Here is a 21,969-nt window from a genome sequence, read left to right as displayed (position 1 = left end):
TTTGAACGTTGGATCATCAGGACAACATATGGGAAGACGTCACCGAACTCTAATTTCCAAGCTTCCATTATCGTCATATATGTCCCTGTACAATGTTATTATTGTAAATTTTACTCAAAATTATTAAACTTTAAAACGATCCTCTCCATCTTCCACATTATGTATGCCCTAGTTACTGGAGGTTCAAGGGGTATAGGAAGGGAAATAGCTAAGACCTTCGTGAATGAAGGATATAAGGTTGCAATACTCTATCACGGCTCTGATGAAAAAGCTAAAGAATTGAAAGAAAAAGGAGTGCTTACTGTGAAATGTGATGTGGGAGATCGATCTCAGGTGAGGAAGGCTAGGGAAGAGCTCGAGAAAGATTTTCCCAGGTTGGACGTGCTCGTGAACAATGCTGGTATATGGTATCTGATGCCCTTCGAGAATTTCGATGAGGAAAAATACAACGCCATGTTAAAGGTTAATCTTAACGGGGTAATTTACGTCACGTATGAATTTCTATCTCTTCTTAAGAGGTCGGAAAATGGATCGATTATTAACATAGCCAGCAATGCAGGTATTGGGACAGCCGCTGAGGGAACAACTTTTTACGCCATAACCAAAGCAGGGGTAATAATCCTAACAAGGAGACTAGCGTTCGAGTTAGGTAAATATAACATAAGGGTTAACGCTGTGGCACCAGGCTGGATAGAGACTGACATGACTCTAGGAGGGAAGACTCCTGAAGAGGCGGAGAAATTAAGGGAAACGTTCAGGAATAAGACAGTTCTTCACACCACAGGGAAGCCTGAGGACGTTGCTAACATTGTTAGCTTCTTAGCAAGCAAAAAGGCTAGATATGTTACCGGACAAATTATAGTGGCAGATGGAGGAAGGGTTGATAACTTAACCCACTCGCTATGACTTAAGAGCCGCTTTGCATTAGGCTATGTATTTCTTTTCAAGATAGGACGATAGTCTCTTTGGGTTATAGACCTCACCGAATGCCTTGGTTAAGAGAACCTTAGGTGGATAAACAGCCCCATACTTACATATCTTCTCCGACAGGAAAGCCCTTATTCCGTTCACGTCTCCCCTGCTCACCTTCGTAGGCAAGTCCTCTATGAAATGGTAGATGGTCGCAGCTAGAACGTTTCCCAAGGTGTACGTCGGGAAGTAGCCGAAACTACCCTGTGACCAGTGGATGTCCTGCAGAACCCCTTCTCCATCATGCTTGGGTCTGACTCCCAGGTACTTATCCATGAAGTCGTTCCACATTGACGGAAGATCGCTTACGCTCAGCTTACCGGAGATAAGGTTCTTCTCAATTTCGTACCTGAGGGCAATGTGAAAGTTGTATGTGACTTCGTCTGCATCTACCCTAATGAGGCTTGGCGACACCATGTTGAAGTACCTGTACAGCGACTCCTGGTCATCCTTGATTGGGAGCTTACTCTTAAGGATGGGGTAGAGGATGTTAGTGAACTCCCTACTTCTACCCACTATGTTCTCCCAGAACCTCGATTGAGACTCATGAATCCCTGTTGAGGCTCCACCGGCAACTGGAGTCATCTCATATGCAGGATCAACCATAAGCTCGTACATGGCATGTCCTGATTCATGTATTACCGAGAATATGGTACTCCTGAAGTCTATCCCCTCATATCGGGTCGTAATCCTTACGTCCTTAGATGATATTCTAATCGTGAACGGGTGTGCGGATACGTCCATCCTAAACGTTTTCGTGGGCATGTTGAGAATCTTCAGGACCTCCCTATTCACCTCCTCCATAACCTTTGGGTCATAGCTCATTTCCTTGAGCGGATGATTAGAGGGAAAATAGCCCTCGGCCAACACCTTTTCCAGGATGGTCCTCAGATCTGGAAGTAACTGAGAGAACACGGCATCTAGATCGGTCACCGTTATCCCTTCCTCGTAGAGATCAACTAACGCGTTATAGGGATGTCCCTCGTAACCCAGTTTCTCAGCAATACTCCTCTGAAGCTCCACTATCCTCTCCAGGTAAGGCTTGAACAGGTTGAAGTCCCCTTTCCTTTTACTCTCCCTCCATACTACCACGCTTTGGGAGGTTAACCTGTCCAGTTCCTCTGTGATCTCCTTGGGGACAAGCTTGTAGAACCTAAGTGACCTCCTCAGTACCCGAATTACGCCCTTCCCGAAGTCGTCTAAGTCCTCTTCCCTCACCTTTTCCACGTCAGGTTCAAGTGCCATGGTCATTTCCCTGATCATGGTGGAGATGTTAGCCAGTACTTCTCCCCTTAACGCTGAGTCCTCTTCTGGCATGTAGGTTTCCAGATCCCACGCTAGAAGGGCTTGAGAGTAGTTCAGGGACCAGACCCTCTTGTACTTTTCAAGAATTTCTTGAAGCATATAGGAAGGTGCCAAGGTAGATAAAAAGAATGTCTACAAGAATGTTATTAACCCAACTCTAGCCTCTTGACTGGTGTGGGAATGAACCCTGCCCTAGATGTGAACTCAGAGCTATCCACATCCTTCATCTTGGCCACGACCACTTTTCCAAGGAGTCCTCCCAGATCCACCTCCTGCCCAGGCTTACCCTCTATCGGGATCACCCTTACTCCAACGATCTTGTTAAGCATTAGCCCAAGAGAGAGAACATCGAGAATTAAGGCAGTAATCTTGTCCTGTCCTGCGTCTCGGGGAACCCCAACCATATCTATTCCACTGTTACAGACGGCCGACATTGCTAGCAGGTCATTGAGCTCTAGATAACCCTCCCTCATTCTCAGGGCCATGATGGAGTCCTCGCTCACAGGTATGAAGGCACTGCTAAGTCCTCCCACTAGGTTTGTTGCCATGGATCCACCCTTCTTCACAGCATCCATAAGTATGGCTAGAGCCGTGAGAGAGCCATGTCCACCTACCTTGGAGATTCCCATAACCTCCAGGATCTCTGCAACGCTATCGCCTACCTTTGGGGATGGGGCAAGCGATAGGTCTACGGAACCCATGGCCACACCTAGTTCCTCCGACACCATCCTCCCCACGAGCTCCCCAAGCCTCGTAACCTTGAATGAAGCCTTCTTGATTACCTCGTATAACTCCTGAAAAGTGGCAGGCTTGGCTCTCCTTATGGCCCCCGCGACGACCCCAGGCCCACTCACGGCTATGTTAATGGATGAGTTGGGCATCCCACGGCCATGATGTGCCGAGGGAACGAAGGGTGAGTCCTGCGGTGAATTAGCCATTATTGCCACCCTAGAAGAGGCGTGGGAGGACATCCTCAATAACTGTGAGGTAAATAGCTTGACAGCGTCCACGTTGAGACCTTCCTGAGTGGAAGCTGCGTTGAGCATACTGGACAACCTTGAGGTAGAGTTCATGGTATCTGCTAAGCTCTGCAACATTACGTGGGCCCCCCTACTAATCCCCCTATCAGCGTACGCTGAGAATCCCCCAATGTAGTCAATCTCCGACTCTCTAGCTAGGGTATCTAGGAACTCCCCTAGCTTTATCGCATATTTCACGTCTGGATAGGGCTCGAGAAAGTACTGAACTGGGGAAACAGCAACTCTCTTAGTTACGATCTTAACCCCAAGTTTATCCTGCACTGAGTTGACCACTTCGGAAAACCTAGAGAATGCAGACCTCAGAGACGATAGCTTCTCCAGGGCTCTTTCAGGGACATCAGATACAGCGAACAGAGTGTTGACGCTCAATGTGACTGACCTTATATCTAGATCCTCGTGCGTGAGCATGTTAATTACTTCAGCTATCTCCTCTGCGGAGTAATTCATCTAGATCCTCTCCATGTACTTGAATACCTCACCATGGAAAACCAATACCTCTACTCCAAGCTCCTTGCCTCTCCTCTGCAATTCATCCCTGAGTTGGCCCACCGAAATGTGCCCGGTATCCAAATCCACAATCATGATCATGGAGAAAATTCCCCTTAGCACGGTTTGTGAGATGTCTACGATGTTCACGTTCTTCTCTGCGAGCTTTGACGATATGCCTGCCACAATTCCCGGTTTATCAGCCCCTATCACGACTACTACAGCTGTCTCCATGGGGAGAGTGACTGGACCTAGTTTTAAAAGCTAACATGGAAGTGCTCGACAACCGCAAGTTAAACAAGCCATTGTGGGCGCATGAGACCCTGTAACACTCACCACCTTTTCCACTTGCGAACAAATCATGAGGTATCGCTTACGTATAAACACATTAGACATAAAATGGAGATTTGACTCTAAAAACTCAACTGATCCTAGTCTAATTTTCAGACAACAGACCTTTTCTCAATCGATATTTCGATAAAGTTTAAAAGTACTCGATCTAGGTTGAAATCATGAAAAGGAAATTCGCTCTCCTTCTAGCCGGAATAGCTGTTGTTGCTGCTCTGGTCATCTCAATACCGATTTACCTAGCGCTAGCAAATCCCACGCCTGTAGTCTTGTCAGCCTCGACAGCTCAATCTACCCTAGGAGGCTCATGGCAGGTTCTCGAAAACCAAACTTACCTTAAGGAATATCCGACCAGCACCATCTCGATATACTATGCTAACGGGACTAACGTCACTGTTCCATACCCTCATCAAGTTAAGTCTGTGGACCACGAGGTGCTTGTGGGTAACATCAACGGGACTAAGGTGGTGATGCGCGTAAACGTCATAACATTTACCTCCAACATAAGCTTCTGGGCTCACGGAATGATGTTGGGATTTCATGGAGGCCTATTCCATCATATCTTCGGATATAACGTGACCACCTACGACGGATACACCGTAATCTATGCCGAGAACTCCTTCTTCTACCCGCATACATACCTTCTAGCTTACAAGGACAACACCCTGATAGAGATCAATCTAGTGAACTTCACCGCATCTCAGCAACAAATGGAAGAGATCTTGTCAGGAATATCTTGACAAGGTTACGTAGAGCAAGACAGTACTCCTTTTTTACATAGTGAATTAACCCAGTTGACGATTACGTTCTCTATCTCGCCATACAGGTGCTTAGGTGGTGAGTGTCTCATGTTAAGCTTCACAATCTCACAGCTGTTCCCGGCCTCTCTCACCTTATCACACAGCCTTTCCGAATGAATGATGGGAACTACGTCGTCGCCTTCTCCGTGTATTAGAAGTATGTTCCTAAGGGAAGAGGCGTGGGCTATTGGTGACGTCTCGAGGAGTTTTTCCCGGGGGAAGGAGGAAAGATACCTGTAGAGTTTCCCCTGTTCACTGTCCTCCGGAAACTTGGAAAGGTGTTCCAGCTGGAGCAACCTATCGGTGGGGGCAGAGACCGCAATCACTGGTACACCCCTCCTAGCTCCAGCGAGAAGCGCAACGGTACCTCCCCTTGAGTGACCTGCGATCAACTGAAAATCGGTCTTCAACACGATCTCTAGTCCCTGCTCCACATCATAATCAAAGTTTGGAACCTCAACAGTGCCGAACCTCTTGAGAGGAACTGACAACCACTCTACCTTTGATGGTGACGACCCCTTTCCATGCAGTACAATTGAATGCATCACGATCATGTGGGTACAAGGGGAATAAGTTTAACCCTACACTCTACTGTTTACAAAGAGTAAACCTTATTTTCACAGTGATATAGTTTATATCCATGAGTAAGACTGTTACCGTATCGGCTAGGATACCTGAGGAGTTGAAGAGGGAACTGGAGAAGTACGGGATTAACGAGGCTGAGGTTATTAGGAGGGCTCTAATGATGGAGGTGAAAAGGGCCAAGGCCAGGGAACTCAACATGGAACTTAACAAAATAGATCACATCCTGAGCAAGTTATCAACGAGGGAAGGGGTCTCATCGATTAGGGAAGATAGGGAAAGTAGATGAGTTACCTCTTCGATTCTTCCTCAATTTATAGGGCAATTCTCGAGAGAAGGGTTGACCTCCTAGGAGGAAATTATACTGCGCCACTGGCCAGATTCGAGCTAGGGAACATAATCTGGAAGGAAGTAAGTCTAAGGAAGAATCTCACGAAGGAAGAGGGCCTGAAATTAACTACATACATAGAAAATGTCTTAGACGCCATGATAATTGCCGAGGTAAACATGGTTAGGACCGAAATGATTGCCATTTCCAACGACATAACCTGTTACGACGCATCATTCGTTAGCTTAGCCAGTGACCTCAACGTCCAACTGGTGACTGAGGATGAGAAACTGAGGAGAAAGATAGGGAAAAAGGGGATAGTTAACGTGATTTCCCTTGATGAAGTTGAGAGGTAAAACGTGAGGAGATTGTATACATATTAACGTCTTTCTCTATCTAGAGATATATTATCTTCACAAATGAACTTTTAAGCATTTAACGGAGTAGCAACTGTGCCACCCAAGCAATACATGGGCTTAATATTACTGATATTGTTCTGGGGATCAGCTTTCCCCATCATAAAGATTACCCTACAGTTTATGTCACCCTTCATTATAGCCCTTATCAGGGTGACAGTTGGAGGAACCCTGTTATTTCTTGTTGTGAGGAAACTGGCATATGGCGTGAAGGAGTCGATCTCCGCCTTACTAAATATAGGAATTTTCCTGGTTCTTCTCAATTTGGGGATACAGTATTCGGCCAACCCAGGACTTGCCTCAACCTTGATCTACACGCAACCGGTATTCGTTCTCATACTATCTAGACTAGTCCTGAAGGAGAGAATAAACCTTCTTCAAGTTCTTGGAATAGTGTTGGCCTTCACTGGCGTCATAGCCTCGGTGGGACTCTCGAACTTTGATTTGGGAAGCGTAATTGCCCTCCTGGGAGGATTAACGTGGGCCGTGGGAACCATTTACTACAGGGTCTACCTGAGGGATAGGGACGTTCTCGCCCTAAATGCGTATATGTCGCTTTTCTCTGGACTCTTCCTGGCACCAGTTTCCTTGGTTGAGCCTAGGTTCACGCCTAATCTGGAGGGAATAGGGCTAGCCCTACTTGTGTCAGTCACGGCACAGGCCCTTGGATTCATCCTATGGTTCAACGCTGTCAAGTCCATTGGACCAGTGAGGGCAAGTACCATCGTCCTCCTCGTCCCTGTTTCCTCCTATCTTTTCTCCTATCTGCTCCTAGGGGAAATTCCCACCTTGGAGGAGGCCGTGGGATCAGCGGTAACCCTCTTCGGAATATTCCTTACCTTTATTCCAGGAATAAACACTAGAAAGTTATCGTGAAAGGAATCGTTTCATCCTTTCCTTTGCTTGAGTCGATAGTGACATAAAGGACAGTTCCCTAATCGCTTCCCTGATCGGTTCCCTACTCTTTCTCAACCAGGCCTTGATCACCTTTATGGAGCCTTGATCCATGGACGAAATCCTGGCCATTACCTTTTCCAGTTCTAGGTTGAGGTCATCTCCCACAATATCAACAAGGCCTATTTCCTTCGCCCTCATGGCATCTATCTCCTCACCTGTGATGGCTAGCCATGCAACTGAACGTCCAATCGAGTTATATCCAACGGATAATGCCATCGGAGGGATAAGGCCTAGTCTTCCCTCGGGGATTGAGAATCTCGCTGACCTAGTTGAGATTACGACATCCATGAAGAGAAGTATCTCGCACCCTCCACCGTAAGCTAACCCGTTAACTGCTCCTATCACGGGTTTGTTGGTGTAGATTAGCCCATCCACCGCGTAGAGTAACGCGTTAAAGAAGTCCTCAGCCTCCCTTTGATCGTTAAGGGAGGTCATGGACCCAATGTCATCCCCAGAGCTGAAGGCTCTCCCATTCCCAGTGATGACGATAGCCCTCGAGTCGGAGGAATCCCCACGCCTCACGTGATCCCCCAGGAGTTTCCAACTCTCTGCATCTAAGGCGTTGAGTTTCTCAGGTCTATTGAAGGTTATCCAGGATATTCCATCCCTTTCCTCGTAGAGGACCTTCATGATCTCATTTTCCTCGTTATTTCACTACTTATCTCCTTTTCGTCGCTCGAATTCATCAACTTCTTCGTAGCCTCAATCAGATCTGCCTTTCTCGTCCTTTCTGCAATATCCTTAAGCTCCTGCATCTTCCTGGTTGCCTCGACCTGCATGCCCGACTCCAGGAGCTTGGATATCTCCTTCATCTTCTCGTAATATTCTGCCTCCCATAGAAGGTACTTGTTTAGCCCAGAGACGAACTGCGCACTGTCCGTCGCTGGGATTACGGAGATGAACTTCTCTAGGGAATACTCCCTGTCATCAAGCGTGTCTGTGTAGGTTAACTTAACCCTCACGAGTTCGCCAGAGTATTTGGGGGGCACTTGAATGAAACCGTAAATCCTTGTGACACCCTCAACTGTACCAATGTAGATCGGAGGGGTGTAGTTCACATAATTCACGGGAAACTTAGAGAGGACGTCTACCCTGACCTTCACTCCACCAGATGGCTTCGCCCTCTCTTCCTCCATTATCCTTGAGATCTCGCTCACGTCATTCACGTGATAGAAGCGTCCGTTACTAAGGTCTGCCAAACTGCGTAGGATTTTCGCGTTATACTCGCCTACGCCAATGGGAATGAACTGCGAGAATCTAGGGACCTCTAGCTTAGAGTACTCCGTCTCATCCTCCACATCAGTGGGATAGCCATCGGTGATGAGTAATACTCTGGCTGGATGTTCGTCAATGAGGGAAATGGCCTTCTTGACTGCGGAGTAGAGGGCAGTGTTTCCGTCAGGGACTATTTCCTCTAAGTGCTCCAGGGCCGTACTAGGTGTAACCCTCCTGCAGAGAACGTTCACGTGGTCCGAGAACGTGATAATCGTAACCCTTGTGGAAGTATCAGCGTTCTCCAAAAGGTTCCTTATGGCCTCGAGTGCCACCTCTAACCTGTTGTTAACGCCTATGTCGTCCTTCAAGTACCTAACTACGTGTCCATCAACCTCGGCCGTGCCTGCAATCAGGCTATCGTCTACCTCAGGAGGGTTATCAATAATACCCATGGAACCGCTCACGTCAAGGACTATGAAGAGGTCAAGGGGTACAGGTTTCACTCTCTCCGGGACTATGGTCGCTCGAAACGCAAACTTGAGCTCCCCATTCCACGAAAATAAGTGAGAGCCCTCTAGCCGTAGAGAAAGGACCATAATAAAAAGATACAAATGCAAGTTATAAATAGCAATGAACCGTCCCTGAAGTTAACCATATCTGAAGCTAACTCCTCCCTCAGGGAACTTGAAGGATATGGCGCCGAAGGGACAGGCTACGAGGGCGGCACCACACTCTAGACACCTCTCGTAATGTACTTCTATAACGTCACCGGATCTCTCATAGGTTCCGGCAGGACACACCTTAACGCAGGGTTTTTCGGCACAGGTCCTGCATACCTCTAGGTTAACCTTAATGTGTGGTTCCCTGTCAACTCGGTACTTATTGAGTGAAAGCCTCTTAACTAGATCCAATCACATCACCTTCGTCAAGTCCCTCACTACCTGCGTCAGGGTGAGACCATCTCTCTTCACTTCCTCTTGGAAGACGGTCATGAGAGTCTTCCTCTCTCCCTCCACTGTGAACATTCTTGAAAGGACCCTGCAGAACAGTTCTGGGTAAACCTTGAACAACCTCTCGTTATTCATGAGCTGAAAAGCCCTGCTGGCTGTCTTAAGGTCCTTCATCACGAAGGATTCCTGGAGCATATCCTCATAAATTTTCGTGTTAGAGGGATCCCCTAGATCCAGTATCTTTTTGGCAGCCCTTCCGGCCACAATCCCTGACCCAATGGCCAGATCCATTCCCCTTATGACAAATCCGTCATTAATCAGGAAACCCGCCGCGTCACCTGTAACGAGCAGGTTAGGTGCGGTAAGAGGGGGAAGCTTAGTATAACCATAGTAGGGGATAAGGTGAGCCGAATACTCAAGTATTTCACCCTCAACTCCCAGTTTGGTTCTTAGATCCTCCACTATATCCCTGGCCAAGACTCTCTCTTTCTGCAGGGAATTGACCTTGACTGTGGCACCTATCGACAAAGTGTCCTTGTTCACGTACATGAAACCACCTCCAAGTAGGCCGTTCAGGTACCCCACTAGTACCCTCGCCTCACCCTCCTCAGGAACGCTGTCAGGCTTTATCACTTCCTTTACTCCCAGCATGAGTGAGTCGGGGGAGAGACTCCTCAGTCCTAGGTACCTAGACACGCCTGCGGTCACTCCATCTGCCTCAATCACTAACTTAGCCCTAAGATCTCCCCTGCTGGTTCTCACGGTGATACCCTGATTCTCCCTCACTGCATCATGAACCAAGGTCTCATACATAACTAAAACCCCCTCCTCCTCTGCCTTCTTTGCGAGCCATGGATCAAACTTAGCTCTCAACACCGAGTAGCTATTCCTTGTGTTCGGATCGTAAAAAGAGAAGGTGAGTCTCTTCTCCCCGCAGGTAATTTCGTACGTCTCCCTAACGATGGGCTTCTCAAGGGGAGCCTCCTCAAGGTTAACTAGGCTCTTAAGTGCGTGAACATACATCCTCCCCCCGCTAACGTTCTTTGCTCCAGAGTACTCACCTCTTTCCAGGATTAGGGTGGACAGACCTTCCCTGTTCGCGGTTATCCCAGCTGATAGGCCAGCGAGGCCTCCGCCCACAACTATAACGTCTGCATCAAAGCTCATTTTGAAAGCCTCCCGATCATTACCTTACAGAATTCTATTGCGTCCCCCACAACTAGGTAATCGCAGTTCTCGGCAATCGGGGCATTCTTGTCCTTGTTGACCGCCACTATTATCTTCGAGTCCCTGATCCCGGCTATATGTTGAGGCTGACCCGAAATTCCCAGGGCTATGTAGAGCTGAGGTCTAACCTTGTTCCCTGATAGGCCTATTTGCCTGTCCTCAGGGAGCCAACCCATCTCCGCAGTCACAGGCCTGCTACCTCCCACTGCGCCATTCAACAACTTGGCCAATTCCTCGGCATACTTGACGTTCTCCTTGGATCCCATTCCCCTTCCCACTGACACGATTATCTTGGCCTTGTCAAGACTAACCGATTGTTGTGCGGGCTTCCTCTCCTTCAAGACAACACTGGAGCTAGGCAAGGTAACCTTCTCTACCTCTCCCTTGAGGAGGTTAGGCTCCATCGTGTTCTTCTGAACCGTGATAACTGCGGGCAACTTGAGCCTGAGGGTAGCTATTCCCACACCGCTGTAAACTGGTCTCTTTACCAGAAGGGACTGTCCCTCAAACTTGGCCTCCATCACATCTGAGGCGACTGAGGCCTTGAGCTTACCCGCAAGCGAGAAGGCGAAGGTTCTATCCCTCTTGGTACCTCCAGCTATCACTACATCAGGCTTTAGGGTGTATGCAAACTCGGAGAGGGGTAGTTCCCACGCTCCCTCCAGGGTTGGAATGAACAACTTGTCCACATACCTGCTCTCCGAGGGATGGATCCCAAGTATTTCACCTCCAAGTTGCTGTGCGATCCACGATGAGGATCTGAAGAAGTCTGGGTCCTCTGAAACGACTAGGATTCTCATAGCACTCCCTCCCCCTTCAGGTAGTTTATGAGCTGATCCACGGCCTCAGCCATGGGTTTCTCGATTATCACCTTCTTCCTCGTTGTGACGAAGGGTTGAACTTCAACCAGCTCAGCTAAGGGTTGAGACGAGAAATTAACCTGCTTCACAGGTTTTTTCGCCGACTCCATTATTTGCTTCACTGAGGGCGTCCTAGGTGTGTTAATTTCCCCGGTCACAGACACCACGGCTGGGAGAGGCGCCTCCACGACCTCTACGTCACCTACACTCCTCTCTGCCGTGATCGTTGAGTCGTGAATCGTAAGAGATCTAACATAGGAGATGAGAGGATAACCCAACAGTTGTGCTAGGTAAGGGGGAAGCGCAGAAGTACTGCTGTCAGTAGTGGTTTCAGCCATTAACACAAGCTTGGGTGATATTCCCCTCACGGTCTCGGCAAGTGCCATGGCCGTCCCTGCTACGTCTAGGTAACCTGTGGATATTGCCACAACCTCGTCTAATCCCATGGAGAGGGCATCCCTGATGCTCTTCCTGTCAGTATTACCAACGGTAACGCCTATGGCCTTCCATCCCAGCTTCTCCTTCAATCTAACGGCCTCCTCAATAGCGTTCTTATCGTAGGTGCTTATCTTGACGGGAACGTTTGTCTCGACTTTCCCGCCTATAACGCGAACAGACGTATCGTCTGGTACCACTTTGAAACAAGCGACTACTGACATGATAATAACTACCCTAGGGAAACATAAATTAGTATCTTTGGAGTTCAATGATATATAGAATCATATAATTACAGAACATTGCTCTAAATGAATTAAGGTGTTATGACTAAATCACCACGCGTCACGACTGTACTATTTCAGTATTGTTTCTGTTCTCCTGGAGAAGGGAGATTGAGGAGGACATCGAGTAGGTCTAATCGTCGCGGAAGTTAGGACAAGGTTAAAAAAGTGGTGTAATAAGGGAGTTAAAATGAGAGTAGTTCTACTCGTTGCCCTTTTGTTGTTCGCCTTGGTTCCGCTAACCAGTTCGCAGGCCCTTATCCAGAACGTGATATATAACGTGCAGAGTGTGAAGGGGGTGTTCCACTCCAATGTTACAAACGAAAATTACATGGTTGGATGCTTTCAGGGAGACGTGTATGTCTGGGAGAACACCAGTCTGGTCCTGATGGGGCAAGGGGTGATTGGAAGTGCGGGACTAGAGGGTAATTACGTCGTGATTGAGGGGTATGTGGTCGTGAACGGAACGCCTTTCCTGAGGATGTGGATCCTTAACGTGGTGAACAATAGAGAGATTGAGATTCCGATCTCGACGAACTACACGCTTGTGGGGAACGTGGGGGATTACCTATTCCTGGAGTATAACTCTAGTTCTGGGTCTTCCGTCACAGCCCTTAACATGAGTACCGGGAAATTCGTGGGCGTTAGCGTCTACCTGGGGCAGGGGAAAGTTGGGGTGGAAATGCTGAACTCCACGGCAGATAGTGCCAACCTTTTGATATGGTCTGTCAACGGTGGAATAGTACAGGTCAGCCTGGAACAACTTTTCGTGTACTCTGGAACCCTCCTATCAGGTCCCCCAACCGCACTTGTTTCGTCTCCAGGTAAGCTCATCAAGGTACATGGCGGGCTAATAATCGAGGGCCCTCAGTCCTACATCATCACCGACTCGGGCAAGGTCTTGTACGTCCCTGGCCTAACCGAGGTTAACTCTGCCTGGATAGACGGCAACACTGCCCTCATCCTGAACGGCTCTAGCCTGGTGATAGCCTCCTCCAGCGTCTCCATGATCCCGCTCCCGTCTCCGGGTCAACTCGCGATTCCTGGACCCTTCAATGTGACCTACGTTGTGTCTGGGGATCAGACCTATGTTGTGAGGGGGTCAACCCTGGTGTCCTCAATCACCTTCTCGGCCTCATCCCTCCTATACGAGAGCCAGGGGACAGCCTACCTCCTGTCGCAAGGCCTTGAGGAGATAAATCTTTTCACGGGGGAGGTGTCCTCGACCCCGATCCAGGGTAACCTGGTAGGCTTCGTCCCATTCCAGGGAGGGATCCTCCTGTACACCTTGGTCAACGACCAGGTATACGTGTACTCTGCCTCGTCTCCCGGCTTCACGGCCTCCATAACCCTGAACTACCCAGGGTATTGGGTCCTCGAGCTGGGCAACGTTGAAGTTAACGTCACGGGAACCCTAGTTCTGACCCTCCCGTCAGGAGAGTACACCTTCACCGTGAGGCCCGAGCCCGGGTACAACGTGATCACGGGGGAGATCTCTCCCACCAATTCGACCCTACTCCTTACCCCAGTCAAATCGCTTTACACTCTACTAATCGTGGGCTTCGGTGCGCCTTACTGGAGCCTGGAGATAGACGGTCACCTCGTGAACTCGACGGGACTAGTGGTCCTGAGCGAGTCTGTGGGAGTTTACGGGTTCAGCGTAATCCCTCCAGAATACTACAACTACACCGTCAAGGTCATAACTGGTCAACTTTCTCAGGGAAAGGTAACCGTAACCCCCTCCTCTAACGCGGTGACCTTGAACGGGAGGACATATCGCAACGTCTCGCTCTACGTCGAGATCAACTTCACCGAGGAGAGGTTCCCGCTACGCGTGGAAAGCCAAATCCCGTTCACCCTTAACCTGAACGGAACGCCCTACAACGTGACTGGAAATTCTACCCTCTACCTATATCCAGGCTTGTACTACGTTAAGGTTTCGCCGCCCAATGGCTATAACGTGACCTACCCCTTGAAGGTGGTGGTCCCGCTCAACTCATCGCTCACGGTTAGCTTCACGAAAAGTGAAAACGTTACGAGAAACACTCTCAACCTAACAAGAACGACTATCCCACCATCCTCTAACGTTAGTTCTCTCGGTGAGAATTCTACGACTCAACCTGCACAGATACTAACTATATCATCTTTCTATGTCAAGGTAATAACTCTCATAATCTTCCTAGCCGTAGCGATAATTATAGGATTAAAGGTAAGATAAGTCGTTTTCCTTGAGGATCCAGTTGAAACTTTTCCTCACTTTATCGCATTTAACTCGTTAAGGACCTCCTGTATGGAGGGTCTCCTTGTCGGATCAGGATCCGTCATTTTCTTCACCAGACCTTCGACTTCATGGAACCTGCTCAATCTTAAACTAGAATGGACTGCAGAATATGCCCTCCTCGCCCTATCTAGGTTAGCCCTAAAGTCACCCCTCCTCAGAAAAGCGTCTACAGCTCCGTCCATTTCCCTGACCACCTCTGGCGGATTAAGTGAAGTCCCGTTTATTAACCTGTAAATTGTTGCCCCAAGCGCGAAAACGTCCATGTCTGGCCTGGCACCTCTTCCCAATAACATGTCCTCAACTTGATCCACAGGGCAGTACTCGGCTGTATATTCGGTGATCCTCTCTCCTCTCCTCCTAGCAGAACCCAGGTCCCCAAGCTTTACCGCAGTCTTCCCGTTAACCAGATTGTTCAGAACTTCTCCACCAGTGTTCCCTGGCGGTTCACTGAAAAAGATATTCCTGGGCTTAACGTCTAGGTGAACGTAGTTCTCCCTGTGAACCACTGAGAGTGCCCTCGCTGTACTCATGAAGATAATCCTTACCACGGAGGGCCAATTGGATGAGAGAAACACTGCCTCCTTCTTCACTAGGTCCTCCGCTGTCCCGCCGGTCATTAGCTCCATGACTATAGCAGGGGGATTGGTAAGGTATAGGAAGGACTTTCCCTCCAGGATCTCCCTGATGGTATTAACGTCAGCGTAGACCCCATACAGTTTAACGATGTCATTGGAGCGCTCAGATATCTCCTGGAGTTTTGACGATTCCTTACTGAGGTCAGAGAACGTAGAGATTCCTAGCCTAGTTGAGGAACTTGAGGATGAAGGAGAAACGTTGGCTATCTTTATTGCATACTTCTTGTTCTCCCTCCTCCCTAGAAGCACATACGAGGTTCCCCCAATGCCTAGAATGCTCTCCACGTCGTAACCGTAGATAGTCCTCCCTATCCAGATCTTGGGATCCCAGGAGCTGAGAAGAGGCGGAGATATGGTCACTTTCCTTCTCTCTACCCTAGTTATCTCGCCCTTTTGAGCCTCGACTACCACCTCATAGGTCTTCCCTTCTAGGGATGTAACCGTCGCGGTGTAAACTCCAGCCTCTGGGTTATTGAAGGAGAGATCTTCGTCATTTACCCTTATCCTTATCTTATCTACAGGGGATTTAGAACCGTCCACAATAGTTTCAGCTGTAATAATCAAATCAGGCCATCTTTGATCAACCTTAAGATTGATTTCTAGATTTAGGGACTTGACTTCAACCTCCCTTGACACTGAAATGGTGTTATTTCTGATACTTGCCGTTGCCTCCACTACATATTTCCCTGGAGCTGGAATCAAGTACTCTCCAGTGAATTCCCTCCCGTTCTCCTGAAGTTTCACTGGCTCCCCATTAACTGATACCTCAAGCGAGTTAACCTTACCAGTAACCTTCACCACTATATTCAACTTATTACCGTTCACCATACTCTCTATTTTGATGGGCGTTGAAGCTACGTGCTGAGTGGTAACGATGTTCTGTGAGATACACTCACCAGCGAAACAGAGCTTCACCTCATGTGATCCAGGACGTGTGAATATGGTCGAGATGCACTCCGAATTGTTACACGAGAATTTCTGGGGAAGAGAGTCCACAAGGAGAGTAGTCTTCGTGCCCCTTGGACGAAACTTCACAACTATCTTGTTTCCCTCAGCCCTTACCTCTAGTTCCTTGCTTTCCTCTCTATTCACTATGCTCACTGATCCTGCCTCGAGGGGGAGAAATGCCAGTTGTGTAGGACCTAGAAGATACACTAATGCCGATAGCCCCAAGAATATCAGAGGAATTGATCTCTTGAAGCCCAGAGCCAGGAAAGAAACTGAAACGAGAAAGGCCAAAACTCCCCAAAGTATCACCGAGATCGAGGATATTGAAAGGAAACTTGTAAGGCTCAAACCCAAGAAATTAAGACCACTCTCTAGGAACTGTGAAATAAACACCAACGCAATGCCCGGCACAACATTCCACTTGCTTTGAACCAGTTTCATGACAGGAGATATGAAGAGAGGTACCCCAGCTAGAACAGGGAACCATGAATATGCCCCTGAACTAACTAGAATAATTCCTGCAACGGAATAGGTAATACCAAACATGACTAGGAAGGCCATGAAGGGTACTACAACTAATCTCCTTAGATCGCCAGCGGATAAGGGCACTCCAAGCGACGAAACAACTAGTAGGATTGCAACCACCAAATCCAAGTTTGAGAGATAAAGAAACAGAGGGAGGAAAAGGGTAATTGAATACACGGGAACAACGTAAAGATTTGCTCTAGGGAGGGCAAGGGGTATGCATGAAAGTGGAATGGAGAGACCAACTAATAAGTTTTGGACGGAAATGTGAGAATCCATGACGAAGAAGATAAGCAGATAGACGACAAATAGAATATAGATCATTGAGATAGCCTTGAAGCTTGGTCTCTCCACAACATTTCCCGTGAATATAAATTACCTTAACCCTTTTTTAATTTCTCCATAACAAAAGTGCGATCTCTCACTGGCTAAAAATAAAAAGAGGAAAATCAGTCAATGAAGGAAAGATGTCAAAAAGGCTTGCTAAAGCAGGGATGAGCCTAGTTGCTCTAACGAACTGAGGCTTGGGAGGGCACCAGAGCTACCTACATACGAAATCTGAACGAAATGAGACCCGCTAACCATGTACACAATCTCCGTTTGGCCCAGTGAATACGTGGAGACCCATACACCATTTATCAACTGAGGGCTTGAGGGAGCCACCGATTCGAGGTATGATAACGCGGAGTGGGCTGACGGGAAGTAAACTTGAAGGACTGTGAGCAGATCTCCTCCACTATCAGTGAGATTAGCGTAGGATATCGCATATGATCCGAAACTCTGCAAGAATGCGGTGGGAGAACTATCCGCAACTCCCTTGAATGAGCTAACGAGCGACCAACTTAAGCCAGTGTAATGATCAAGGACCGAGACCGATGGGATTGAGGGAACCTGAGCGCTCACATTCCCTCCCAAGAATCCCAGGGAGAGAGCCCCTGCGATAAGCACTATGGCTACAACCTCACCTATCTTTAGACCAGTGTTCAAACTTTTTCACCATTATTATACCTATTAACAAAATATGGGTAATAAACTTTATGTTGATATGTAGATAAATGTATAAAAGAGTCTACTTCTTTAGTTGTTTCTATATATAACGATAAACTTAAACATATGCAACTTTTAATTTTAGATATCAATAATAACCTATGATTCAGAGAATACTGCTTCCATTACTTGGCGGTCTAGGACTAATTGATATTCTTACTACCTATGTGGGCGTTCAGGCAGGATATACAGAACAGAACGCGTTACTTCACTTACTTCAAGGAAATCCGTTGACTCTGCTCCTAGTGATGACTCTACTAAAGGTTGTGGCGATTGTGGGCTCTGCTTTCCTGGTGAGAAGATCCGTGATTTTACCTGCGCTGGTTTTAGTTGGCTTGTTCGCAATAGCCGATTTATCCAATATGTTGACACTCCTCTAGGGAGACTTGCTCTGAAGGACTTCATACGCATGTATTCCTCGAATATTTACAAGTAGATAAGTTAGTAGATTAAAAGTTTTTAAGAATACGCGGGTCTTAGATATAATAAGTTATAAACTTGATATGATATTTCGTCGTTATTAACCTTTATTTTAATCCTATAACCCATGAACGATGGAAAATATTAAACTCTTTTCTAATGAAAAGAGATTATATTCTGGGAAGAATAAATTACTAATTTATGCCTATGTTTTAAACCCCAGGCCCAAATCTTGATTGATGAACAAGAAGATGCTCGCATTGGGTCTAATACTTGCCGTCGTAGGGTTGAACCCCGCGACCGAGGAACTCGAATTTCACTCGGCAACTGCATATATGTTATCGCATTACGCCGTTGTTTCCTCAGGCTTCATACTGGGATACCTTCTCTTAAGGAACGACTGGAAATTTTCTGTTATTGGAGTGGTCCCCGTGATATTCTGGCACTTACCCTTACCCTTCTCCCTGGGGGCGGGAATCCTTGAGTTTAGGGTCCTTCTAGACGTTTCACTACTCTTAGGTGGTTTCCTCTTGGGCTCGTCCATACACGCCCTTCCACAGTGGAGTAAGATTAGCCTCTTCGCCCTTTACATGTTGGGAGATACTGTGCTTAGTATTCTTCTAGTCATTGGAAGCCCCGAGTACAGCAATAAGGTTTATCCTTTCTCCCCTTATTCTCCTGAGTCTCTCCCCTTAGCTGGGATTTTCATGATAGTGGCGATGAACGTAATATTAGCCACCGTGATATATCTTGCCTTTAGAAGTGTGTTAAGAGGACTATGATGGTGCACATCTTGTATCATCTACTCTCAGGGTATAGCTCGCCCTTCTCAAGGAATCTTATAAAGATCCTCATGATAATGAAGAAAGCCACAACATTCATTAGAAGGAACATGAACACCCCAGCATCCTTGATTTGCCACGTGGGATAGGGAGAGGAGGGGAAGGTATACCCGCTGTCACCAAGAAGGAAAGCGATTGAGAGGGCCGTGTCCCCAGCCATCCATCCTCCCAACAAGGTATAACCTACCATGTTACCTCCCGCCTGAAATGAGGAGCCAACTAGGAAGCCTCCTAGTACCAAGCCTAGCTCCAGGATCAGTCTCACTGGTTCACTATATGCGGAAACATCAAATATCAAGGGTATGTGAGCCAGTACCGCTAATCCGGAGCCCACAACTAGCTTACCCACCCAATATTTCCTCGAGACCATAGCCAAGCCAATCCACATTCCCAAGGCAAACAGGGCGTAATGGGAGGCCATGTAGAGCACGGCATTTTTTCCATATATTTTCTCAAAAAGTGGGTTAACTATCAATAGTGTAAGGAAAATTCCCAAAAAAACAGTCTTTCCTTTCATAAACTCACGGGTGATAGATTGGTAGTTGCAAGTAAAGCATAGTGAATACGACCACCCATACAGCGTCAACGAAGTGCCAGTAGTAGGATGCCCCTGTGGATAGCTGGTATGGGATGGTGATCCTGGTCCTAAGTAGGGTAATTGTCCAGAGAACTAGCCCCATTATAACGTGAAATGCGTGGAGTGACACTATGCTGAAGAAGAATGCTGAGTATACGTCCTGTTGTGGAGTGAACTTGACTATATGCGTGAACTCGTATACCTGTCCCATTAGGAACGAGAATCCCATCAGGGTAGTCAATGCACCCAGTATCTTGAACATCTTGATCCTACCCTTTAGGAAGTTATGATACGCGAGATGAGCTGGAATCGAACTTGATAATAGAACCACCGTCATGATCAGGGGAAGAGGATACCAATCTACAGGTAACCTTGGTAGGCTAGCCACCGTCGGAGTCTCGTTCACGTCATAGATGTAACCGCCTATGAAGCTTCCAAATAGGAATATCTCAGCTATGATGAAGAAGAGGACAGGCGTCTTCGCCCTCCTGGCGATCTCGACCCCGTTCTCCTGGATCGTTGGGTTCTCAACCCCTCCCAGGGCACCAGTGGACCCTGTTGGCGTTGAGCTCAACATCTTGGTTAGTCCGAAACCCCCAAGCCCTGGCATTGGCTTAATTTGCCTGAAGTAGTCGTTATATAGCCAAGCCATTCCCACTCCTATGAAGGCTAAAACCATGAAAATTCCGGGGATAGTTATACCTGCTAGGATTAACATGAAGCCCAGTGGTGGGAAGCACAACAGCAACCCCAACAGTGAAGGGAAATAGGAGCCATGCCTATGCTCAGGGGTTGTGCCATCCATCTCCTTCCCAAAGGATAGCGGTAGGGCAATGGGCCTGAGCGTGAAGTCTGGTATCCCTATGAGCTGTTCTGAATTCCAGGGATCCAGGTTCTTAACAGGGGGCCCCCTAACCCAGGCGTAGAGTAGAGTCCCGAAGGCTAGCAGTAGACCAATCCCCTCCACGAAACCTCCTACCGTGACTAGATTCTGGAAGGGCTGATAGACAGGGGCCGGCACCACGGCGTATCTCCTGGGCATGCCCAAGACTCCGTCAATACTCATTCCCGTGGCTACAACGAAAGCCCCAACAACTATCATGAACATTGAGGTCCTGGCCAGTTCCTGATCAAACCACTTCCCAGTGAAGTAGGGGAAATAGTAGAGCAAACCGCTTAACAAACCCACGAGTATGGCAAAGACCATGTAATGGAAATGTCCCACTACTAGATAGGTACCATTGAAGGCTAGGTCCACAGGTATAAGCGGGAAGAAGACTCCTGTGATTCCACCCACCAGGAACAGCGTGATGAAACCTATCATTCCTATGGTTAGGGCTGAGAACCTAACTTTCCCTCCATAGAAGGTAATAGTCCAGTTCACCACCTTTACTCCAGAGGGTATGGCAATGGCCATGGTCGTTGCCGCAGCTATTTCCCTTACCACATCACTATCTATTGCCGTGAACATATGATGCATCCAAACTCCCAGAACTGACAGGAAGGCTATTGCCATTGACGATAGGGCTAACGCCTTATATCCGTAAATCTGTCTTCCCACGGCCCTTGGAAGAACCTCACCGACCAGCCCCATGGCCGGCAAAATGAGAATATATACCTCTGGGTGTCCGAAGAACCAGAATACGTTCTGCCACAGGAGCGGGTTTCCACCAAGGGCAGCATTGAAGAACGGAAGGTTCCACATCCTCTCCAGAAACGCCATGACTAGACCTGCTGTTAAGGGTGGCAGGGCTACCATTAGAAGAATAGAGGTCGCAAACCATGACCAAGTGAAAAGAGACATCTTGAAGAAGGGGATTTTCCTCAGTCTAAGGATTGTCATGAGGAAATTTATCCCCGTAAGAGTAGAAGATACCCCCGCTATCATTAACGCTACCTCAACGAGAGTAACGCCGAAACCCCCGTTTACCTGAAGGTCTGTGCTTAGAGGCGCATACATGTACCATCCAGTGTTTATAGGCCCGAACAGGGGCGCAATTATGCTCATGAAGACTGCCGGTACCAGTATCCAGAAGGACAGGGCATTTATCTTGGGCCAGTACAGATCGTGCGCACCAATCATTCTAGGAACTAGGTAGTTAGCGAAACCAGTCGAGATCGGCATCACCATGAAGAAGATCATAAATATGCCGTGTAGAGACACGGCATTATAGTAGTCAACCGCACCCACGTTATTCAACGTTAGTTGATCCCTGATCAGCGCTGCGTAAGCGGAACCTGTGATAAGACTTATTATACCTAGCACAATGTACATGATTCCTATGTCGTGGGCACTTGTAGTGGTTAGGGCTATCTTAAGAATTTCCTTAATTCTGCCTAACTTTCCCATCGTATTCTCAATGACAAATTCATTTAACGGGAATTAATGTTTACATATATATTTTTCATTAATCAGGTATTTCCATCATAAAAAAATGAAAAACCTTTTATAGTTTGAACCTTAGTTCTTTTAAATGGTCAAAATTTTTAGA

At 47.6% G+C, this 21,969-nt stretch carries 22 protein-coding genes; 8 read left to right on the top strand and 14 right to left on the bottom strand.

What is annotated here, in order from left to right; genetic code table 11:
- The first annotated feature begins 159 nt into the window (after nucleotides 1–159).
- Nucleotides 160–906: an SDR family oxidoreductase gene (locus MSED_RS01785; RefSeq protein ID WP_011921490.1), complete on the top strand. Its 747-nt coding sequence runs from the start codon at nucleotides 160–162 to the stop codon at nucleotides 904–906.
- A gap of 18 nt (nucleotides 907–924) precedes the next feature.
- On the opposite strand, the gene MSED_RS01780 is transcribed toward MSED_RS01785, so the two are convergent.
- The 3 genes from MSED_RS01780 to MSED_RS01770 are packed head-to-tail and all read right to left on the bottom strand — an operon-like array spanning nucleotide 925 to nucleotide 4,034.
- Nucleotides 925–2,373, bottom strand: a complete 1,449-nt coding sequence (locus tag MSED_RS01780) for a carboxypeptidase M32 (RefSeq protein ID WP_011921489.1) — start codon at nucleotides 2,371–2,373, stop codon at nucleotides 925–927.
- A gap of 47 nt (nucleotides 2,374–2,420) precedes the next feature.
- Nucleotides 2,421–3,761, bottom strand: a complete 1,341-nt coding sequence (locus MSED_RS01775; protein ID WP_011921488.1) for a PFL family protein — start codon at nucleotides 3,759–3,761, stop codon at nucleotides 2,421–2,423.
- On the bottom strand, nucleotides 3,762–4,034 hold the full coding sequence (locus MSED_RS01770) for an ACT domain-containing protein (RefSeq protein ID WP_011921487.1): 273 nt from the start codon (nucleotides 4,032–4,034) through the stop codon (nucleotides 3,762–3,764).
- 278 nt (nucleotides 4,035–4,312) lie between these two features.
- On the opposite strand from MSED_RS01770, the gene MSED_RS01765 reads away from it, so the two are divergent.
- A complete protein-coding gene (locus tag MSED_RS01765) occupies nucleotides 4,313–4,888 on the top strand; it encodes a hypothetical protein (protein ID WP_011921486.1) in 576 nt (191 codons plus the stop codon).
- A gap of 5 nt (nucleotides 4,889–4,893) precedes the next feature.
- Here MSED_RS01765 and MSED_RS01760 read toward each other — a convergent pair whose 3' ends face one another.
- Nucleotides 4,894–5,493 carry an alpha/beta hydrolase family protein gene (locus MSED_RS01760; RefSeq protein ID WP_225938898.1) on the bottom strand — a complete coding sequence of 200 codons (600 nt, stop codon included), beginning with the start codon at nucleotides 5,491–5,493 and terminating at the stop codon, nucleotides 4,894–4,896.
- 95 nt (nucleotides 5,494–5,588) lie between these two features.
- On the opposite strand from MSED_RS01760, the gene MSED_RS01755 reads away from it, so the two are divergent.
- From MSED_RS01755 to MSED_RS01745, 3 genes are all read left to right on the top strand, one after another.
- A complete protein-coding gene (locus tag MSED_RS01755) occupies nucleotides 5,589–5,819 on the top strand; it encodes a hypothetical protein (RefSeq protein WP_011921484.1) in 231 nt (76 codons plus the stop codon).
- Nucleotides 5,816–6,214 (top strand): type II toxin-antitoxin system VapC family toxin, encoded by a 399-nt coding sequence (locus tag MSED_RS01750; protein WP_011921483.1) that lies wholly within the window; start codon nucleotides 5,816–5,818, stop codon nucleotides 6,212–6,214. Before MSED_RS01755 ends, MSED_RS01750 begins: the two co-directional genes overlap by 4 nt.
- A 96-nt stretch (nucleotides 6,215–6,310) precedes the next feature.
- Nucleotides 6,311–7,150, top strand: coding sequence for a DMT family transporter (locus MSED_RS01745; RefSeq protein WP_011921482.1), 840 nt, complete (start codon nucleotides 6,311–6,313; stop codon nucleotides 7,148–7,150).
- Here the strand turns inward: MSED_RS01745 and MSED_RS01740 are convergent.
- Genes MSED_RS01740 through MSED_RS01715 form a run of 6 tightly spaced genes read right to left on the bottom strand, consistent with a single transcriptional unit; the run spans nucleotide 7,142 to nucleotide 12,142 of the window.
- Nucleotides 7,142–7,864, bottom strand: coding sequence for an enoyl-CoA hydratase/isomerase family protein (locus MSED_RS01740; RefSeq protein ID WP_048059958.1), 723 nt, complete (start codon nucleotides 7,862–7,864; stop codon nucleotides 7,142–7,144). The two genes, MSED_RS01745 and MSED_RS01740, sit on opposite strands and share 9 nt — an antisense overlap.
- Nucleotides 7,858–9,042 carry a VWA domain-containing protein gene (locus MSED_RS01735; RefSeq protein ID WP_011921480.1) on the bottom strand — a complete coding sequence of 395 codons (1,185 nt, stop codon included), beginning with the start codon at nucleotides 9,040–9,042 and terminating at the stop codon, nucleotides 7,858–7,860. The genes MSED_RS01740 and MSED_RS01735 overlap by 7 nt, the downstream gene beginning before the upstream one ends.
- A gap of 51 nt (nucleotides 9,043–9,093) precedes the next feature.
- Entirely contained in the window at nucleotides 9,094–9,357 is a 264-nt protein-coding gene (locus MSED_RS01730) for a ferredoxin family protein (protein ID WP_011921479.1), read from the bottom strand.
- On the bottom strand, nucleotides 9,358–10,563 hold the full coding sequence (locus MSED_RS01725) for an FAD-dependent oxidoreductase (RefSeq protein ID WP_011921478.1): 1,206 nt from the start codon (nucleotides 10,561–10,563) through the stop codon (nucleotides 9,358–9,360).
- On the bottom strand, nucleotides 10,560–11,423 hold the full coding sequence (locus MSED_RS01720) for an electron transfer flavoprotein subunit alpha/FixB family protein (RefSeq protein ID WP_011921477.1): 864 nt from the start codon (nucleotides 11,421–11,423) through the stop codon (nucleotides 10,560–10,562). The genes MSED_RS01725 and MSED_RS01720 overlap by 4 nt, the downstream gene beginning before the upstream one ends.
- Nucleotides 11,420–12,142 (bottom strand): electron transfer flavoprotein subunit beta/FixA family protein, encoded by a 723-nt coding sequence (locus MSED_RS01715; protein ID WP_011921476.1) that lies wholly within the window; start codon nucleotides 12,140–12,142, stop codon nucleotides 11,420–11,422. Before MSED_RS01715 ends, MSED_RS01720 begins: the two co-directional genes overlap by 4 nt.
- A 250-nt stretch (nucleotides 12,143–12,392) precedes the next feature.
- Between MSED_RS01715 and MSED_RS01710 the strand changes: the two genes are divergently transcribed.
- Entirely contained in the window at nucleotides 12,393–14,420 is a 2,028-nt protein-coding gene (locus MSED_RS01710) for a hypothetical protein (protein WP_011921475.1), read from the top strand.
- Between the two features lie 35 nt (nucleotides 14,421–14,455).
- Here MSED_RS01710 and MSED_RS11775 read toward each other — a convergent pair whose 3' ends face one another.
- A complete protein-coding gene (locus MSED_RS11775) occupies nucleotides 14,456–16,945 on the bottom strand; it encodes a protein kinase domain-containing protein (protein ID WP_052292725.1) in 2,490 nt (829 codons plus the stop codon).
- 129 nt (nucleotides 16,946–17,074) lie between these two features.
- Nucleotides 17,075–17,578 carry a hypothetical protein gene (locus tag MSED_RS01700; RefSeq protein WP_011921473.1) on the bottom strand — a complete coding sequence of 168 codons (504 nt, stop codon included), beginning with the start codon at nucleotides 17,576–17,578 and terminating at the stop codon, nucleotides 17,075–17,077.
- A gap of 161 nt (nucleotides 17,579–17,739) precedes the next feature.
- Between MSED_RS01700 and MSED_RS01695 the strand changes: the two genes are divergently transcribed.
- Both MSED_RS01695 and MSED_RS01690 read left to right on the top strand, forming a co-directional pair.
- On the top strand, nucleotides 17,740–18,018 hold the full coding sequence (locus tag MSED_RS01695) for a DUF5658 family protein (RefSeq protein WP_011921472.1): 279 nt from the start codon (nucleotides 17,740–17,742) through the stop codon (nucleotides 18,016–18,018).
- Between the two features lie 279 nt (nucleotides 18,019–18,297).
- A complete protein-coding gene (locus MSED_RS01690; RefSeq protein ID WP_011921471.1) occupies nucleotides 18,298–18,840 on the top strand; it encodes a DUF1404 domain-containing protein in 543 nt (180 codons plus the stop codon).
- 16 nt (nucleotides 18,841–18,856) lie between these two features.
- Here MSED_RS01690 and MSED_RS01685 read toward each other — a convergent pair whose 3' ends face one another.
- Nucleotides 18,857–19,417 (bottom strand): DUF1404 domain-containing protein, encoded by a 561-nt coding sequence (locus MSED_RS01685; protein ID WP_011921470.1) that lies wholly within the window; start codon nucleotides 19,415–19,417, stop codon nucleotides 18,857–18,859.
- A gap of 4 nt (nucleotides 19,418–19,421) precedes the next feature.
- The gene (locus MSED_RS01680) at nucleotides 19,422–21,827 is read right to left on the bottom strand and encodes a cbb3-type cytochrome c oxidase subunit I (protein WP_011921469.1); all 2,406 of its coding nucleotides are present in this window, start codon (nucleotides 21,825–21,827) and stop codon (nucleotides 19,422–19,424) included.
- Nucleotides 21,828–21,969: the final 142 nt, after the last annotated feature.

It is taken from the genome of Metallosphaera sedula DSM 5348, assembly GCF_000016605.1.
Lineage (GTDB): Archaea > Thermoproteota > Thermoprotei_A > Sulfolobales > Sulfolobaceae > Metallosphaera > Metallosphaera sedula.
The sequence above is the reverse complement of the archived record's forward strand: the minus strand, read 5'-3'. Positions and strand labels throughout refer to the sequence as shown.

Coding starts and splice junctions, on each gene's coding strand:
- MSED_RS01785 (WP_011921490.1), top strand. CDS start 160: ATGTATGCCCTAGTTACTGGAGGTTCAAGGGGTATAGGAAGGGAAATA.
- MSED_RS01780 (WP_011921489.1), bottom strand. CDS start 2,373: ATGCTTCAAGAAATTCTTGAAAAGTACAAGAGGGTCTGGTCCCTGAAC.
- MSED_RS01775 (WP_011921488.1), bottom strand. CDS start 3,761: ATGAATTACTCCGCAGAGGAGATAGCTGAAGTAATTAACATGCTCACG.
- MSED_RS01770 (WP_011921487.1), bottom strand. CDS start 4,034: ATGGAGACAGCTGTAGTAGTCGTGATAGGGGCTGATAAACCGGGAATT.
- MSED_RS01765 (WP_011921486.1), top strand. CDS start 4,313: ATGAAAAGGAAATTCGCTCTCCTTCTAGCCGGAATAGCTGTTGTTGCT.
- MSED_RS01760 (WP_225938898.1), bottom strand. CDS start 5,493: ATGCATTCAATTGTACTGCATGGAAAGGGGTCGTCACCATCAAAGGTA.
- MSED_RS01755 (WP_011921484.1), top strand. CDS start 5,589: ATGAGTAAGACTGTTACCGTATCGGCTAGGATACCTGAGGAGTTGAAG.
- MSED_RS01750 (WP_011921483.1), top strand. CDS start 5,816: ATGAGTTACCTCTTCGATTCTTCCTCAATTTATAGGGCAATTCTCGAG.
- MSED_RS01735 (WP_011921480.1), bottom strand. CDS start 9,042: ATGGTCCTTTCTCTACGGCTAGAGGGCTCTCACTTATTTTCGTGGAAT.
- MSED_RS01725 (WP_011921478.1), bottom strand. CDS start 10,563: ATGAGCTTTGATGCAGACGTTATAGTTGTGGGCGGAGGCCTCGCTGGC.
- MSED_RS01720 (WP_011921477.1), bottom strand. CDS start 11,423: ATGAGAATCCTAGTCGTTTCAGAGGACCCAGACTTCTTCAGATCCTCA.
- MSED_RS01715 (WP_011921476.1), bottom strand. CDS start 12,142: ATGTCAGTAGTCGCTTGTTTCAAAGTGGTACCAGACGATACGTCTGTT.
- MSED_RS01710 (WP_011921475.1), top strand. CDS start 12,393: ATGAGAGTAGTTCTACTCGTTGCCCTTTTGTTGTTCGCCTTGGTTCCG.
- MSED_RS01695 (WP_011921472.1), top strand. CDS start 17,740: ATGATTCAGAGAATACTGCTTCCATTACTTGGCGGTCTAGGACTAATT.
- MSED_RS01690 (WP_011921471.1), top strand. CDS start 18,298: ATGAACAAGAAGATGCTCGCATTGGGTCTAATACTTGCCGTCGTAGGG.
- MSED_RS01685 (WP_011921470.1), bottom strand. CDS start 19,417: ATGAAAGGAAAGACTGTTTTTTTGGGAATTTTCCTTACACTATTGATA.
- MSED_RS01680 (WP_011921469.1), bottom strand. CDS start 21,827: ATGGGAAAGTTAGGCAGAATTAAGGAAATTCTTAAGATAGCCCTAACC.